A 16,396-nucleotide genomic window follows, 5' to 3' on the forward strand; every position below is an offset into this window, starting at 1 on the left:
TGCGGGACGGTAACACCGCCGCCCGAGAGCGACCGGGCCCGGTCAGGTCCGGTTCTGCTGCCAGCTGATGAGCTCACCGGGGGTGTTGGTGATGATCCCGTCGACGCCCAGGTCGGTCAGGAACTCCCAGTCGTCCGGGTGGTCCGCGGTCCAGACGTACACGGCGATCTTCGCCTCGTGCAGGGCCGCCACGACCTGCGGGCGGGCGCGCAGCAGGGTGTGCTCCGGGTTGTAGGTGACGGCCCCGAGTTCGCGGCAGACGGCGACCGGGTCGTCGTGGAGTTCCTCCACCAGCAGCCCGACCGGGCGTCCGGGCTCGATCGATCGGACATGTCTGAGCGCGGGCACCTCGAAGGACTCGAACAGCACCCGGTCGTCCCAACCGGAGGCACGGACCACGGCCATCTCGGCCAGTACCTGGTCCCGGGTGTGCTCCCCCTTGATCTCCAGCAGCAGCGACCGCTGCGGGTCCAGGGTGCCGACCACATCGGCCAGCAGCGGGATCGGCGTGCGGGTGTAGGCGCGGGTGCTGCCGGTGGTGAACCACGACCCGGCGTCCAGCTCACCGACCTCGTACGCGGTCCGGCTGCGGACCGGCCCGGAGCCGTTGGTCGTCCGGTCGAGCAGGTCGTCGTGCAGCAGCACCGGCACGTTGTCCCGGGTGGGCTGGACGTCCGCCTCGATCCACGGCGCTCCGCACTCCCACGCGGCCTGGAACGCGGGCATCGTGTTCTCCGGTGCCGTCCGGCTGGCGCCGCGGTGCGCGATCACCCAGGGGCCGGCCGCCGGGCGCAGAAGATCAGCAACTCGTACACCGGTCATGGCGGGTGAGACTACCGGTCCGAAGTTGCTGCTCTGCGCAACCCGGAAGCGACCCGTCCGTCCACAGACAAGAGCCATGGGCGGTAACGTCGGTGGGTGGGTGCGGACGTGTGACGTCGGGCCCGAACAAAACCAGACTCCGGCCGGCGCCGGCGAGGACGAATGGGAGGACCTGTGCCATCACGGGGCACCAGTGCACAGGGGCTCTCGGGCCGGAACCCGCCCGGGCGCAGGACCCCAGGGACCTCGCGGATCAGCCGGATCTCATCGCCGGCCGACCTCCGGGCACTCGACCGGGAGTCGCTGAACGAGCTCGCTTCCGAGATCCGCGCCTTCCTGGTCCAGCAGACCTCGCGCCGCGGCGGGCACCTGGGACCCAACCTCGGCGTGGTCGAACTGACCCTGGCGCTGCACCGAGTGTTCGATTCCCCGGGCGACCCGATCATCTTCGACACCGGTCATCAGTCCTACGTTCACAAGATCGTCACCGGTCGGGCCGGCGACTTCGATCGACTTCGGACCCGTAACGGTCTGTCGGGATACCCGAGCCGGGCCGAGTCCGTCCACGACTGGGTGGAGAACTCGCACGCCACCACCTCGCTGTCCTACGCCGACGGGCTGGCCAAGGCCTTCGCCCTCCGCGGCGAGCACAACCGCACGGTGGTCGCCGTGATCGGTGACGGTGCGCTGACCGGCGGCATGGCCTGGGAGGCGTTGAACAACATCGCCGCGGCCAAGGACCGGCCGCTGGTGGTCGTACTGAACGACAACGGCCGTTCCTACGCCCCGACCACCGGTGGGATGGCGCAACGGATGGCCGCCCTTCGGCTCAAGCCGGGGTACGAGCGGCTGTTGGGCCAGGTGAAGAGCCGGTTGCCGATGGCTCCGGTGATCGGCCGTCCCTTGTACTCGGCGCTGCACGCCGTCAAGTCCGCGGTGAAGGACTGGTTCATCCCGCAGTCGCTGTTCCAGGATCTGGGACTCAAGTACCTCGGACCGATCGACGGCCACGACACGGCCGCACTCGAAGAGGCGCTGCACAGCGCCAAGGGCTACCGCGGTCCGGTTCTGGTGCACTGCTTGACCCGCAAGGGGGAGGGGTATTCGCCGGCCGAGAACGACGACGCGGAGCAGATGCACTCGCCGCCGGCTTTCGATCCCGACACCGGCCTTCCGATCGCCGCGCCGACCAAGACCTGGACCAGTGTGTTCGGGCGCAAGCTGGCGACCATCGGCGCCGAGCGGGACGACGTGGTGGCCATCACCGCGGCGATGAGCGGTCCGACCGGACTCGGCCCGTTCGCCGAGGCGTTCCCGGACCGGATGTACGACGTGGGTATCGCCGAGCAGCACGCGCTGACCTCGGCCGCGGGTCTGGCCATGGGTGGGATGCACCCGGTGGTGGCCCTGTACGCGACGTTCCTGAACCGGGCGTTCGACCAGTTGCTGATGGACTGCGCACTGCACAAGCTCGGCGTGACGGTGGTTCTGGACCGGGCCGGAGTCACCGGTGAGGACGGCCCGAGCCACCACGGCATGTGGGACATGTCGTTGGCCGCATTGGTGCCCGGGCTGGCCCTGGCCGCCCCGCGCGACGCCGCGACACTGGTGCAGGAACTGGACGAGGCGGTGGCCGTCGACAATGCCCCGACCGTCCTGCGGTACCCGAAAGGTGCTGTGCCGCAGGACATCCAGCAGCTCCGCCGGGTCGTCGCGCATGACGGTCGGCTGGTGCCGGCGGCCGGCGGGATCGGTGCCGTCGACGTACTGGCGGAGCCTGGTGCCGGCCACGACCACGACGTGCTCCTGGTCGCCGTCGGCGCCTTCGGGGCCCTGTCCGTGGAGGCCGCATCGCGGTTGGCCGACCAGGGCATCGGTGTCACCGTGGTCGATCCCCGGTGGGCGCTGCCGGTTCCGGCGGCGCTGCGCCTGCTTGCCATCGAGCACAAGATGGTCGTCACCATCGAGGACGGCGGCCGCTCCGGTGGCGTCGGCGCCTCGGTGGCTGACACATTGGCCGATCTTGACGTCCCGGTGACGGTGCTGGCTCTGCCGCAGGAGTTCCTGGAGCCGGCGTCCCGCGGTGATCTGCTGCAGGATCTCGGGCTGACCGCGAAAGATGTGGCGCGCGGGATCACCGAGCGGATTGCCGAGCGGGCCACCGCCGACGCCAGGAACCGATCGGCGGCCGCCCCCGTTGACACTGCGCCGGTGAACCGGGCTCCGCTGAACGGGACCCCGACCAAGGACAAACGAACGGCCGGAGAGGGCTGACATGCGGGTTTTGGTAGTCGAGGACGAGCAACGTCTGGCGGACGCGATCGCCCGTGGGTTGCGCGCCGAGGGCATGGCGGTCGACGTCGCCTATGACGGCACCGAGGGACACGAGAAGTCGACGTACACCCGCTACGACGTGGTGGTGCTGGATCGCGACCTCCCCGGCATGCACGGGGACGAACTGCTGGCCGAGCTGGTGTCGTCCGGCGACATCACGCGGGTGCTCATGCTGACCGCGTCGTCCGGGCTCGATGCCCGGGTCGAGGGACTGTCGGCCGGCGCCGACGACTACCTGGCCAAGCCGTTCGCGTTCCCCGAGTTGGTGGCCCGTGTCCGTGCGCTCGGCCGCCGGGCCACCCCGGCCGCGCCGCCGGTGCTGCGGGCGGGCGATGTCGAACTGGACCCGGCCAAGCGCCTGGTGTTCCGGGGCGGCAATGCGGTCGAGCTGACCCGCAAGGAGTTCGGGGTGCTCGAGGTGCTGATGTCGGCGGCCGGGACCGTCGTGTCCAGCGAGGAACTGCTCGAGCGGGTGTGGGACGAGAACGCCGACCCGTTCACCACGACGGTGCGGGTGACCGTCATGACGCTGCGGCGCAAGCTCGGCGAGCCGGGGATGATCGACACCGTCGTCGGTGCCGGTTACCGGGTGTCCGCCGATGCCGCTGAATGACCGAACTCCTGCATCCCTGACCGAACCGGAGCGGCCGCGGAGCCGGATCGTGGCCCGTAACGGGCTGCGCCTGCGGCTGACCATGCTCTCCACCGCCCTGCTGGCGCTGGTCGGCGCCTTGCTGCTGGCGTTGGCCTATCTGCTGGTGGGGCGGATCGTCGCTGCCTTGCCGCACTACCTGCCGGGTACGCAGGTACGGCTGGAGGACGGCCGGAGCGTCGATGCACGGGCGTTCTCCGACCAAGTGGTGCACCAGGGCCGGGAGACCGTGCTGGTGGTCGGGCTGATCGCGTTTCCGCTGGTCGTCATCGCCGGCGGTTCGTTGTCCTGGGTTCTGATCGGGCGGGCCCTACGGCCGTTGTCGACCCTGACCAGCGCGGCCCGGGCGCTGTCGGAGTCTTCCCTTGACCAGCGCATCGCGCTGACCGGACCGCGGGACGAGGTGGCCGAACTGGCCGACACCTTCGACGACATGCTCGCCCGGCTGCAGTCGGCGTTCGAGGCGGAGCGGCGGTTCGTGGCGAACGCCTCCCACGAGCTCCGAACCCCGTTGTCGGTGATCCGCACCGAGGTCGACGTGACGCTGGCCGATCCTTCGGCGTCGGTGGCCGAGCTGCGGGCGATGGGGGAGGTGGCGCGCGAGGCCACCGACCGGGCCGACCGATTGCTCAACTCGTTGCTGTTCCTGGCCCGGACCCAGGCCAGCGGGCTGTCGGTGGTCCAGCGGGTCGATCTGGCTGAACTCGTCTCTCCGGCGTTGCTGGCGGTCGAACCGGAGATCGCCGCGCGACGTCTGGTCGTGAGGGTGGCGGGCGCACCGGCGCTCGTGTCCGGAGATCCGGCGTTGCTGGAGCGGGTGGTTGGCAATCTGATCGAGAATGCCGTGCGCCACAACGTGATCGGCGGTGCAGTGGGTGTCACCACCGGGGTCGGTGACGGGGTCGGATTCATCGAGGTGGCCTCGGGCGGCACGGTGATCGACCCGCGTACCGTGGCCCAGCTCTTCGAGCCCTTCCGCCAGGGTGAGCGCGCCCGCACCGGACATCGGGGGAGCGGACTCGGCCTGTCGATCGTCAGCGCCGTCGTCGCCGCCCACGGTGGCTCGGTGTCGGCGTCCGCGGTCGAAGGCGGGGGCCTCCGGGTGCGCGTGCAGATACCGAGCCGGGCGCAGATGCCCAGCCGTGACCGGTCGCCGAGCGTCTGATCCTCGACGCAAGGCCGCGTAGACCCCGGTCAGGAGGGACAACCGCAAATCAGGCCGTGCGCACAGACTCTTCCGTCATGTCATGACGCTTTCACGAAACCGGCGATCGGTCGCGCCATCCTCTGGCGCGGCGAAGAGGTTGGTGTTGCCAAGGAGGCGGGAGCCCCCGGGCCCGGTGATCGGTACGGCCCTCCTCGTCGAATGACGCGGCGGTGGGGTCGCTGTGCTTTCGTCTGGCACTCGGGTCCTCGGGGAGGGCATGTTCGGTGGGGTGGTCGACGTAGTGGTGACCGGTGGGGCTGGTCCAATTCATGGTCAGGCGGTCGCGGCGGTCGCGGTCACCGGACCAATCGGTGAAGGTCTTCAGCAGATGGTGGTGTTCGCAGGCTGGATCGAGATTCCACGGCACGGTACGTCCGCCTCGATCGGGTTTCTCGTGATCGAACGGTACCCTGTGGTCGAGATCGCAGAGCTCGGAACGGGTTCGACAAGCCGGGAACCGACACTCGGCCGAGGCGGCGAGTACCTGATCGGTGACCGCTTGGCTGGGTGGGTAGACAGTGCCGCCGACCGCGATGGCGTGCCCTTGCGGGTCGACCACCATGACGGCCAACGATTTCAACGACTTCCGCATCCACCGTCCGAATTCGGCCGGCATGGCGCCGTGGCCGGCGAGGTCAACCGGATCGTTCGACAGGCCGAGGTACGTATCGAGACTCATCGTGAGGATGTAATGGGAGAGACGGCCGTGGAACCGGGCAACCCGCCCCCGCTGCCGTTTTCCACCTCGCGCGGGCGATTCGACGGCGTCCGGGCGACGTGTTGCGTCGTGTTGCCCTTCTGCGGCTTGGACTCTCGATGAAAGCGGTTCCAGATCCTGGTCGGCGTTGGACGCTCCTGGTTCGCGAAGGCGGTCCGACGGCGCCATCGGCGCCGAGCGATCGAATCCGAAGTTGCCCCGCAGGTCGACATACCCGTCGACCGTCAGGCGGGTGCACAAGTCCGTCCATGCGTCGGCCCGCAGCACCGACAATGGTCGATCGTCCTGTCCGGCAACGGCTCTGGCCATACGGTCCAGCAGGTCGTACACGGTGAGTGCGTCTTCGGCCTTGAAGTTGGCCCTGATTCCGGCCATGCCGTCCAAGCCCGGAGAGTGATGGACGTAGCGCGCCTTGCGCGCCTGCCGTGCCCGTTTGACGGCAGCGTCACGATCGGCGCGCAGAACCCTTCGATCAATCATCGGGCGCAATTGCTGGGCCGTTCGCGTGGACGCCAACGGCAGGATGAGGGCCTCGACCTTCCGCCGGTTCTCGGGGTCGAGATTGCGGGTGCGTTGCGCGATCATCTCCGCCCTCCGTCGGTCGATCAGGCCGGCCCGCAGAGCATCCAGCGTGTCGGGCAATTCATCGAGCATTTCGACGGCCGCGTTGACCCGCCGCGCCGCGGTCCGATGGGATTGACGAAGGGCCGCAGCGATCTCCGTGGCGGCGAGGCCGGCCGCGTGCTCTTCGACGACAGCCTTCAAGGCATCCGGATCGGCCGTTCCGTCGGCCAGTTTCGCCCAGCCGGCCTTCCCGGCCATGGCGTCCAGCAATCGCTCGATGCGCCCGGCCCGACCCGGCCGCGCGAACTCGGCCATGGCGGTCATCTGCAGCGCGGCCAGCCGGGACTGCAGACGATCGGTGACGACGATCAGATCTAGTAGATCGGCGGGCGAGAGCGCGGCCGCGTCGGCGTCCGAAACGGCTCCGAACGTCGAAGGACTGGGATCCGCGGTGGCGGCGCGCGCCCAGCCGCTCAAGGTGTCGCTCGTCATCGTCCCCCCCGGGGCAAGTGATTCGATCGTGTGTTCGATTCTATCGTGCGGCGCGGTCGCGGTCAACCGCCGAAGGATAGAATCCAGCGGACACAGTGGTTGGTGGACAGCGGCTTTCGCAAGTTGCGCTGCGGACGGCTCGTGCATCGAGATGGGTGGCCAATGCCGTGCCCGACGCCCGCGGCCCGACGCCTGCGGCCCGGCGGCGCCCACCGCCCGACGCTCACCGTCAGGCGATCGATTCCGCCCCGAGGGCGCCGAGCAGGGCCCGGCCGAGGTAGTCGGTGATCTTGTGGGTGGTCCAGCCGTGGGTGCGGGAGAGGTCGACGACGGTGCGCTCGTCGAACAGCGTGATCCAGATCAGCACGGCCGCCGTCAGATCCTGGTCGGGCACGACGTGCTCGTCGATCAGGGCCGCGACCACGAGACCCAGGGCGGACACCAGTGCGGTGATGCTCGGATCGCCGCGGTGTGCGCGTTCGAGCACGCCCTCGGGTGAGCGCAGGAAGCGCACCGGAGCCGACTCCCGACTGGAACGGCCCACCCACAACGCGCAGACCGACTCGAACCGAACCCGGGCGTCCAGGTTCGGGTCGACGGCGGAGATCGCGGCCGTCAGGCCCTCGATCGACTGCACCTCGACGGCGGCCAGAACCTCACCCACGTCGGCGAAGTGGCGATACACGGTGGCGGTACCGACGCCGGCCTGCCGGGCCAGGTCGGGCAGCGTGAAGTGCTGGCCGCCGGCTTCCAGCAGCTGGGCCGCCGCCTCCAGCAGTCGCTCGCGCGTACGTCGGGCGTCGCTGCGCAGTGGCGTCTCCGCCGACGAGGGGTGCACCGGCTCATCATCTCGCGCATCCGACCCCCTTCCCCCCGCAAAGCGACGAAGATCACGAGAAGAAGTTCTCAGATCAAGTTGACCGTAGCCTGCGCCACCGGCAACATGAGAAGAAGTTATCGTATGCGTGAAGGGGTGGGTCGTGACCGATGTACTGACGACTGTCCGGTCCCGACCGGTCGAGAAGGTCGCGACCTGGACGGCGGCCCGGTGGACACCGACCGTCCGCTTCATGGGCGGGCTCGTCGTTGCGTCGTTCTGCCTCGTCATCGCCGGCCCGAACCTGCCCACCGCGCTCCTCCCGGCCTATCGGGAGACGTACCGGCTCACGCCGTTCGGTCTGTCGCTCGTCTTCTCGGCGTATCTGCTGCTCCTGGTGCCGACGCTGATCCTGTGCACGCGCCCGGCCTTCCGGGCCGGTGCCGGAGTCCTGCTGAGCGTGGGACTGGCCACGGCTCTCGGCGCCGACCTGCTGATGGCCACCAGTCGCTCGTCGCAGATGCTGCTCGTCGGACGCGGGTTGTCCGGCGTCAGCGTGGCCGTGTCCACCGGTGCGGCGGCGGCCATGATGGTGCGTCTGGTCGGGGAAAGAGGCCGCGGTTCGGTGGCCACCGGCAACATCGTCGGCGCCCTGGTCGGCACCGTCGGGGCCGTGCTGCTGGCTCAGCTCGGCATCGGCGAGTCGATCTACCTGGTGCACGCGGTGGCGACGGCGATCGTCCTGGGCGCCCTCCTGGCCGCCCTCGCGGCCCGAGCCGGGCGCGCCATCCTGCACACCAGGACCATCAGTCCCGAGGTGTCCGACGGACCTGAACTCAAGGTCCCGGCGCTGACCGACGTGCCGCAGACGATCCGGCGGCACGTCGTCCTCGGCACGGCGGTCGGGGCCCTCGGGTGGGCCATCCCCGGCCTGGTCACCGGTCTGGTCCCGGCCCTGCTGCGCCAGTTCACCGGCCCGACCGCCGTCGTGGTCGCCACCAGCCCGGCGATCCTGCTGCTGGCCTCGGCCTGGTGCCTCCAGGTGCTGGCCAAACGCCCGATCCTGCGGGCGGTCCGCGGGTACGAGCTCACCGCCGGTACCGCGATGGGCACGATCGGTCTCGCCCTGCTCGCGGTCGGCGCGCTCACGGCCAGCCTGACGCTGGTCTACCTCGGATGCATCGTGGCCGCTGGCGGCCCGGCCCTCGGCTATCGCGGCGGCATGGTGCTGCTCACGCGCGGGCTGGACCCCGCTCACCAGGGCGCAGTGACCTCGCGCTACGCCGCCGGGTCGTACGCTTTCGCCGCCGTGATCGTGCTCGGATCGGGCGCCGTTGGCGCGGTCGGCGGACTGGTCACGGCCATGGTCGCCGGAGCCGGAATCCTGGTGCTGATCGGAATCGTCCTGCTGGTGACCATCCTGGTCACGGAATCACCGCGGTTGCGCCGAACGAGATCCGTGCCACCGATTCGGCGACGCAGCACGGTTTCGCCGCGCCGTCTCCCCTGATGCTCACCGTCATCACCACCTGCAGGACGTCCGGCGCCACCGGGATGACCTCCGAGATGACGGCCGACGCCCGGACCGAGCTGCCACTGGGCAACGGCGCCGGGAAGCGAACCTTGTTCAGGCCGTAGTTGACGGCCATCCGGACGCCCTCCAGGCGATACAGCCCGCTCATCAGAACCGGCAGCAGGGACAACGTCAGGAAGCCGTGCGCGATCCGCGTGCCGAACGGGCCGGCCGCCGCCCTGGCTTCGTCGAGATGAATCCATTGATGATCATCGGTGGCATCAGCGAACGCCTGGATGCGGTCCTGGGACACCAGGTACGGCTCACCCGGACCGAGGGTCTCGCCGACCGCGCCGAGCAGTTCCTCCGCGCTGGAGAAGGTCCTCATGCCAGGTGGCCGCCGATCTTCGTGTACCCGCGCAACAGGTCGCGGGAAATGATGAGGCGCTGCATCTCGTCGGTGCCCTCGAAGATGCGGTACAGCCGCACCTGCCGGTACCACCGCTCGATCGGCAGCTCCTGCGTGTAGCCCATGCCGCCGTGGATCTGCAGGACGCGGTCCACCACCCGGTTCACCATCCCGGCCCCGTACAACTTGGCCATGGACGAGGAATGTCGCGGATCCGCGCCCTGGTCGACCGTCCAAGCGGCCCGCAGCACCAGCCAGCGGGCCGCCTCGAGCTCCACCTCGGAATCGGCGATCATCCAGGCGATGGCCTGGTTCTCGCCGATCGGCCGGCCGAAGGTGACCCGCGAGTTGGCCTGCTCGATCGCCATCTGCAGCACGCGTTCGGCGATCCCGAGCGCATTGGCCGGGATCAGATACCGGCCTTTGCCGATCCACTTCATCCCCAGCTCGAAACCCTGGCCGATCTCGCCGAGAATGTTGCGTGACGGTACCCGGACGTTGTCGAACACCAGGGACGCCGGACCGCCCGGACCCATCACCCGGATCCACTCCGACGTCCAGCCCATCGACCGGTCGACCAGGAAGGCCGTTGTCCCGCCGCCGCGGACGCCCTTGTCCTTGTCGGTCACCGCGACCACGATGGCGAAGTCCGCCTCGTTGCCGCCGGTGATGAACGTCTTCTCGCCGTTGAGGATCCAGTCGTCGCCGTCCCTGACCGCCGACAGCTTGATGTTCGCCGCGTCCGATCCAGCGCCGGGTTCGGTGATGGCGAAGCAGGAGAGCCGGTCGCCGGCGATGGTCGGCTCCAGGTATTCCCTGCGCTGCTCGGCGTTGGCGTGGAAGAGGATGTTGTCGGCCTCGCCGCCGAACCGGAACGGGACGAACGTCCGGCCCAGTTCCTCGGAGATCAGCGCCTGGGTGACCGCGGGCAGATCCATCCCGCCGTCCGATTCCGGCGTGGCCAGCCCCCAGAAGCCGAAGGCCTTCGCCTTGTGCTGCAGCTCGGTCAGCTCACTGCGCTCCAGCGCCGGGCGGTGCTCGCGCTCGCGGCGCAGTACCTCCGGTTCCAGCGGCATGACCTCTTTCCGGATGAACTCCCGGGCCGTGTCGCGGATCGCCCGTTCCTCGTCGGACATCGAGAAGTCCACTATCGGACACCGCCGTTCACGTACAGGGTCTGGCCGGTGACGTAGGAGGCTTCGTCGCTGGCCAGGAAAGCGATCACGTTCGCGATGTCCTCCGGCTGCCCGACCCGGCCGAGCGGGGTCTGCTCGCTGGCCATCTTGCGGTATTCCTCCGGCCGGAAACCGACCCGCTCGGCGGTGGCGTCCGTCATGGCGGTGGCCACGTAGCCCGGCGCGACCGCGTTGACGTTGATGTTGTAGCGGCCCAGCTCCTGGGCCAGGGTGGCCGTCACGCCCTGGACGCCGGCCTTGGCCGCGGCGTAGTTGACCTGACCCCGGTTGCCGAGCGCGGACTGGCTGGACAGGCTGACGATCTTGCCGTACTTCGCCTTCACCATCGGCACCGAAGCGGCCTGACAGCACAGGAAGATGCTGGTCAGGTTGGTCGAGATCACCGCGTCCCAATCGGATCGCGGCATCTTGTAGAGCAGGTTGTCGCGGGTGATCCCGGCATTGTTGACCAGGATGTCGACCGACCCGAAACGCTCAAGGGCGGCCGTCACCATCGCGTCGACCGACTCGGCCTCGGTGACATCGCATCCGACGGCCATGGCCCTTCCGCCGGCCCCGGTGATGGCGTCGACCGTCCCACCCGCCCGTTCGACGGTCAGGTCGGCGACCACCACCGAGGCCCCCTGGGTGGCCAGTAGTCTCGCCGTGGCGGCCCCGATGCCCTGCGCCGCGCCGGTGACGATGGCCACCCGGGACTGGAACCTGCTCATGTTCGTTCTCCTGACGTCGATGTCGAAGTTACTGGTGGCGCTTGAGTTCGCGTCGGGCGAGCGAACGCCGGTGCACCTCGTCGGGCCCGTCGGCCAGGCGGATGGTGCGGGCCTGGGCCCAGAGCGCGGCCAACGGCGTGTCCTGGCTCAGACCGGCGGCGCCATGGGCCTGCACGGCCCGGTCGATGATCCCGCACACCGTTCGCGGGGTGGCGATCTTGATCGCCTGGATCTCGGTGTGGGCTCCCTGGTTGCCCACCGTGTCCATCAGCCAGGCCGTCTTGAGCACCAGTAGCCGCAGCAGTTCGACCTCGACCCGCGAGTCGGCGATCCACTCGCCGATCACGCCCTGATCGGCCAGGGGCCGCCCGAAGGCGACCCGCGCGGTGACCCGCCGGCACATCAGTTCGATGGCCCGCTCGGCCATGCCGATCAGGCGCATGCAGTGGTGGATCCGGCCCGGCCCGAGCCGGGCCTGCGCGATGGCGAAACCGGACCCTTCGGTGCCGATCAGGTTGGTGGCCGGCACCCGGACATCGATGAAGTCGATCTCCGCGTGGCCACCGTGGTCGGCGTCGTCGTACCCGAGGACGTGCATGCCGCGCCGGATGTGGACGCCGGGCGTGTCCCGTGGAACCAGGATCTGGCTCTGCTGCTGGTGTCTCGGCGCGGTCGGATCGGTCTTGCCCATGACGATCAGGATCGCGCAGCGGGGGTCCATCGCGCCGGAGATGTACCACTTGCGACCGTTGATGACGTAGTCGTCACCGTCCCGGACGATGGCCGTCTCGATGTTGGTGGCGTCCGACGACGCGACATCGGGCTCGGTCATGGCGAAGGCGGATCGGATCCGGCTGTCCAGCAACGGTTCCAGCCACATCGCCTGCTGCTCCGGCGTGCCGAACTGGGCCAGGACCTCCATGTTCCCGGTGTCCGGCGCCGCGCAGTTCAACGCGATCGGCGCGAGATGCGGGCTGCGGCCGGTGATCTCGGCCAGCGGCGCGTACTGCAGGTTGCTCAACCCGGCCCCCCGGTCGCCGGGCAGGAACAGGTTCCACAGGCCGCGTTCGCGAGCCCTGGCCTGCAGATCGGCCACCACCGGGGGCGGCCCCCACTCGCCGGGCCGCGCCGCCTGTTGCTCGGCGAACGTGGCCTCGGCCGGGTGGACGAACTCGTCCATGAAGGCCAGGAGACGGTCGGAGTACTCGATCGTCGTCGAGTCGTAACCGAAGTCCATCAGATCTCCGAATCCTCGGGGGCGGAGAGGATCTCCAGCCCGGAGTCGATCAGCGGTTGCACCATCTCGGCGATGCCCTCGAAGCCAGGGCCCAGTGTCGCCCCGTGCTGATGCCGGAAGTGGACCCCCTCCAGGACGACGGCCAGCTTGAACGAGGCGAACGCCCGGTACCAACGGAGGTGAGACACATCGCGTCCGGAACGCTCCGCGTACCGCGCGACCACCTCGGAGGCGGCCGGATACCCATCGATCGAACTGATCGCGCTCGGTGGGTCGTCCGGACCGTCGCCGGCCAGCATCGGCTGATCGGCATAGAGCAGCAACAGGGCCAGGTCGCTCAAGGGGTCGCCGAGGGTCGACATCTCCCAGTCCAGGACGGCGGTGATCCGGCCGTCGCGGACCAGCACGTTGTCCAGCCGGTAGTCGCCGTGCACCAGCGACCCGGTCCCAGGTTCCGGGATGCCGTCGGCCAGCCGCCCGGCCAGATCGTCGATCCCAGGCAGGTCGCGGCTGCGCAGGCCGTCCAGTTGCCGACGCCAGGTGCGCAGCTGCCGGGCGTTGAACCCGGCGGCCTTGCCCAGGTCGGCCAGGCCCACCGCCGCCGGGTCGACCGCGTGCAGGTCGACCAGGGTGTCGACCAGGTCGAAGATCAGGCGCCGCAACGCCTCCGACCCCAGTGCGCGTACTTCCGAGCGGCGCCGGTAGGCGACTCCCGGGCACCGTCGCATCAGGTAGAACGGTGCGCCGATGACGGCCGGGTCCGGGCAGATCAACTCGGTGACCGGCACCGGGACCGCACTCGGCCCGAGTGCCGAGATCACCCGGTACTCGCGGCTCATGTCGTGGGCGCCCGCCTGCACATGGGCCAACGGGGGACGCCGCAGCACCAGTTCCCGTCGCCCGTCGGTGACGGCGAAGGTCAGGTTCGATCGGCCGCCGGGCAGCAGCGTCGCGGTCAACGGGCCGCGGAAAAGGTCGGGCCGATGGTGGTTCAGGTAGGAGGACAACCGCACGAGGTCCAAACCGGTCCCGGTACCAGTGCTCACAGGACGTCCGCCTGTTCCATCGACTGCTGGAGACGGTTCATCCCGGCCAACCACCGGTCGGGATCGGTGGCCCGCCGAACGGCGAAGTCGGCCACCTCGGGGTGCGGCAGGATCAGGAACCGGTCGGTGCCCAGAGCCGCCAGCACCACCTGCGCGACCTCATCGGCCGACAGCGCGGTGGCCCCGAGCACGGTCTCGCCGAGATCGCCGGTGGACTCGAACAGGGGCGTGCGCACCCCCTGCGGGCACAGGCTCTGCACCACGATCCCACGGTGGGCGTAGGTGGCGCGCAGCCACTCGGAGTAGGCCAGGGCCGCATGTTTGGTGACCGAGTACGGGGCCGACCCGAGCATGGTGAGGATGCCGGCGGCGGAGACCGTGGTCAGCAGGCGGCCCGCGCCACGTTCCAGCCAGCCCGGCAGCAGGACCTCGGCCGCGTGCACGTGCTGCAGGACGTTGACCCGCCAGGCCAGATCCCAGTCGGCCGCCGGAATTCCGATCGAACCGCCGACCGCCACCCCTGCGTTGGCGCAGAACAGATCCACCGGCCCGAACCGGGCCCGCGCGGCATCGACCAGACCGCGCACCTGCTCCAGGTCGGCGACGTCGGCCGGGTGGGCCAGCCCACCGATCTCGTCGGCCACCGCGGCCGCCGCCGCGGCGTCGAGGTCGTTGACGGTGACGTGCGCCCCGGCCGCGGACAGGGCCCGGGCCAGTGCGGCGCCGATGCCGGAGCCGGCGCCGGTCACGACGACCGAGGCGCCGGCCGGTGTCAGACCGGTCATCGGGGGTCGCCCCCGCGCTCCGGTCCGCGCACCACGATCCGCCCGGTCGACCGGCCAGCGGCCAGGGCGGCCAGCCCGGCCGGAGCCTGCTCGAACGGCAGCACCGATGACACCTCGGGGGATACCTGTCCCTGTGCTACCAGTTGCGAGAGTGCCTGTGTCGCTTGCGCTACCACCTCCGGGCGGCGCTGATGGTAGAGCCCCCAGTAGACGCCGAGGATCCCGTAGTTCTTCACCAACGCGTGGTTGACGGCGGCCTTCGGGATGTTGCCGGAGGCGAATCCGACGACGAGGATCCGACCTTCGAACGCCACCACCTTGGTCGAGGCGGTGAAGGCGTCACCGCCGACCGGGTCGTAGATCACGTCGGCGCCGCCGCGGCCGCAGGCCGATCTCAACGCGTCGATCAGGCCGTCGGCGTCCAGCGTCGACCTGTCGATCACGACGTCGGCCCCGCACCGACGGGCCACCTCGACCTTCTCCGGAGCGGACCCACGTCCCGCCGTTCCGCTCGCCGAGCCAACCACCGCGACCACCCTGGCTCCGGCCGCCTTGCCCAGCTGCACGGCGGCCGAGCCCACCCCGCCGGCGGCCGCGTGGACCACCAGCGTCTCGCCGGCCCGCAACTGCGCCCGCCGATGCAGCGCCACCCATCCGGTCTGGTAGGCGATGGTGAACCCGGCTGCGTGGATGTCGTCCAGGCCGGCCGGGACCACGCTGACGGCTGCGCGATCGACGATGCAGTACTCGGCCAGGGCGCCGTGCGGCATCGAGGCCACCCCCATCACCCGGGTGCCGGCCGGGATCGCCGAATCCTGCGGCCCGTCCACCACCCCGCACAACTCGACACCGGGGGTGAACGGCAGCGCCGGCCTCTCCTGGTACTCGCCGCGCACCATCAGGGCGTCGGGGAAGTTCAGGGCCACCGCCTGCACCCGGAGCCGCAGCTGACCGGAAGCGGGTTCCGGTATCGGCCCGTCACCCTGGGCCATCACCTGCTCCGCCTCGCCGAGACGCGGGACCAGCCACGCCCTCATCCGACCCCTCCGATCAACGTGACGCCGCCGTCGAGCACGATGGTCTGGCCGGTCATCCAGGAAGCGTCGTCGGACACCAGGAACGACACCGCACCGGCGACATCATCCGGCACACCCAGACGTCCGAGCGGGTACTGGGACGACACCTGTGCCTCCCGGCCGACGTAGAGCGCTTCGGCGAACTTCGTCTTCACCACCGCCGGGGCCACCGCGTTGACCCGGATCCGGGGGCCCAGTTCCACGGCCAGGCCGGCCGTGAGGTGGATGACGGCGGCCTTGCTGACGCCGTAGAAGCCGATTCCGGGGGCGGGCTTGACGCCGGCCACCGAGGCCAGATTGACGATGGCGCCCCCACGCTCACCCATACCCGCCGCGCACACGGCCTGCACCCAGGCCAACGTACCGATCACGTTGACCTCCATGATCTTTCGAGCGGCCGCGAGCGGCACGTCGACCAGGGGCCCGTACGCCGGGTTGATCCCGGCGTTGTTGATCAGGATGTCGACCGGCCCGAATGCGGCCGCGACACCCCGCAGCGTGGCCTGTTGGTGTTCCGGATCGTCGGCCTTCCCGGCGAAGCCGACGGCGACCTCGGGGCCACCCAGTTGGGCCACCGCCTCCTCCAGTGCGTCGGCCCCGCGCGCCGTGATCGCGACCCGGGCGCCCTCGGCCACCAGCCGACGGGCGACGGCGAGGCCGATGCCGCGGCTGGCCCCGGTGATCACGGCGACCCGCCCGGCCAGCCGACGCGGAACTGCTGCGGGGTCCGGTGGCACTACATCCTGCGGCACATCCGACTCCTTTGTCTTCTCGTGCGGGCTGTCGCTGAGTTGCTGCCGGTCGGGGCCGGCGACGGT

At 69.9% G+C, this 16,396-nt stretch carries 15 protein-coding genes; 4 read left to right on the plus strand and 11 right to left on the minus strand.

Translation table 11 applies throughout. The features are described 5' to 3' along the window. Positions 1–42 precede the first annotated feature (42 nt). The gene (locus BLS97_RS15280; protein ID WP_157695452.1) at positions 43–822 is read right to left on the minus strand and encodes a glycerophosphodiester phosphodiesterase; all 780 of its coding nucleotides are present in this window, start codon (positions 820–822) and stop codon (positions 43–45) included. A 252-nt stretch (positions 823–1,074) separates the two neighbouring features. Between BLS97_RS15280 and dxs the strand changes: the two genes are divergently transcribed. From dxs to BLS97_RS15295, 3 genes are all read left to right on the plus strand, one after another. After that, positions 1,075–3,096, plus strand: a complete 2,022-nt coding sequence (dxs, locus tag BLS97_RS15285) for a 1-deoxy-D-xylulose-5-phosphate synthase (RefSeq protein ID WP_407938059.1) — start codon at positions 1,075–1,077, stop codon at positions 3,094–3,096. A 1-nt stretch (position 3,097) separates the two neighbouring features. Further along, the gene (locus tag BLS97_RS15290; protein ID WP_090482327.1) at positions 3,098–3,769 is read left to right on the plus strand and encodes a response regulator transcription factor; all 672 of its coding nucleotides are present in this window, start codon (positions 3,098–3,100) and stop codon (positions 3,767–3,769) included. 82 nt (positions 3,770–3,851) lie between these two features. After that, the gene (locus tag BLS97_RS15295; RefSeq protein WP_407938060.1) at positions 3,852–4,973 is read left to right on the plus strand and encodes a sensor histidine kinase; all 1,122 of its coding nucleotides are present in this window, start codon (positions 3,852–3,854) and stop codon (positions 4,971–4,973) included. A gap of 91 nt (positions 4,974–5,064) precedes the next feature. Here BLS97_RS15295 and BLS97_RS15300 read toward each other — a convergent pair whose 3' ends face one another. Both BLS97_RS15300 and BLS97_RS15305 read right to left on the minus strand, forming a co-directional pair. Beyond that, a complete protein-coding gene (locus tag BLS97_RS15300; RefSeq protein ID WP_157695453.1) occupies positions 5,065–6,855 on the minus strand; it encodes an HNH endonuclease signature motif containing protein in 1,791 nt (596 codons plus the stop codon). A 163-nt stretch (positions 6,856–7,018) separates the two neighbouring features. Beyond that, a complete protein-coding gene (locus tag BLS97_RS15305) occupies positions 7,019–7,627 on the minus strand; it encodes a TetR/AcrR family transcriptional regulator (protein ID WP_157695454.1) in 609 nt (202 codons plus the stop codon). 142 nt (positions 7,628–7,769) lie between these two features. Between BLS97_RS15305 and BLS97_RS15310 the strand changes: the two genes are divergently transcribed. Next, the gene (locus tag BLS97_RS15310; protein WP_157695455.1) at positions 7,770–9,116 is read left to right on the plus strand and encodes an MFS transporter; all 1,347 of its coding nucleotides are present in this window, start codon (positions 7,770–7,772) and stop codon (positions 9,114–9,116) included. Here the strand turns inward: BLS97_RS15310 and BLS97_RS15315 are convergent. From BLS97_RS15315 to BLS97_RS15350, 8 genes are read right to left on the minus strand one after another with little or no spacing between them, the layout of a single operon-like run. Then, entirely contained in the window at positions 9,031–9,507 is a 477-nt protein-coding gene (locus BLS97_RS15315) for a MaoC family dehydratase (protein WP_090477290.1), read from the minus strand. The genes BLS97_RS15310 and BLS97_RS15315 overlap by 86 nt on opposite strands. Next, the gene (locus tag BLS97_RS15320; RefSeq protein ID WP_090477292.1) at positions 9,504–10,676 is read right to left on the minus strand and encodes an acyl-CoA dehydrogenase family protein; all 1,173 of its coding nucleotides are present in this window, start codon (positions 10,674–10,676) and stop codon (positions 9,504–9,506) included. The genes BLS97_RS15315 and BLS97_RS15320 overlap by 4 nt, the downstream gene beginning before the upstream one ends. Then, positions 10,676–11,434 carry a beta-ketoacyl-ACP reductase gene (locus BLS97_RS15325; RefSeq protein WP_090477294.1) on the minus strand — a complete coding sequence of 253 codons (759 nt, stop codon included), beginning with the start codon at positions 11,432–11,434 and terminating at the stop codon, positions 10,676–10,678. The genes BLS97_RS15320 and BLS97_RS15325 overlap by 1 nt, the downstream gene beginning before the upstream one ends. Positions 11,435–11,462: 28 nt before the next feature. After that, entirely contained in the window at positions 11,463–12,671 is a 1,209-nt protein-coding gene (locus tag BLS97_RS15330; protein ID WP_090477296.1) for an acyl-CoA dehydrogenase family protein, read from the minus strand. Next, on the minus strand, positions 12,671–13,717 hold the full coding sequence (locus BLS97_RS15335) for a phosphotransferase family protein (RefSeq protein WP_090477298.1): 1,047 nt from the start codon (positions 13,715–13,717) through the stop codon (positions 12,671–12,673). The genes BLS97_RS15330 and BLS97_RS15335 overlap by 1 nt, the downstream gene beginning before the upstream one ends. Further along, positions 13,714–14,502 carry an SDR family oxidoreductase gene (locus tag BLS97_RS15340; protein WP_090477300.1) on the minus strand — a complete coding sequence of 263 codons (789 nt, stop codon included), beginning with the start codon at positions 14,500–14,502 and terminating at the stop codon, positions 13,714–13,716. Before BLS97_RS15340 ends, BLS97_RS15335 begins: the two co-directional genes overlap by 4 nt. Next, entirely contained in the window at positions 14,499–15,539 is a 1,041-nt protein-coding gene (locus tag BLS97_RS15345) for an NADPH:quinone oxidoreductase family protein (protein ID WP_090477302.1), read from the minus strand. Before BLS97_RS15345 ends, BLS97_RS15340 begins: the two co-directional genes overlap by 4 nt. Beyond that, positions 15,536–16,330 carry an SDR family oxidoreductase gene (locus tag BLS97_RS15350; protein ID WP_231988131.1) on the minus strand — a complete coding sequence of 265 codons (795 nt, stop codon included), beginning with the start codon at positions 16,328–16,330 and terminating at the stop codon, positions 15,536–15,538. Before BLS97_RS15350 ends, BLS97_RS15345 begins: the two co-directional genes overlap by 4 nt. Positions 16,331–16,396 lie beyond the last annotated feature (66 nt).

Source organism: Nakamurella panacisegetis (assembly GCF_900104535.1).
Classification (GTDB): Bacteria; Actinomycetota; Actinomycetes; order Mycobacteriales; family Nakamurellaceae; genus Nakamurella; species Nakamurella panacisegetis.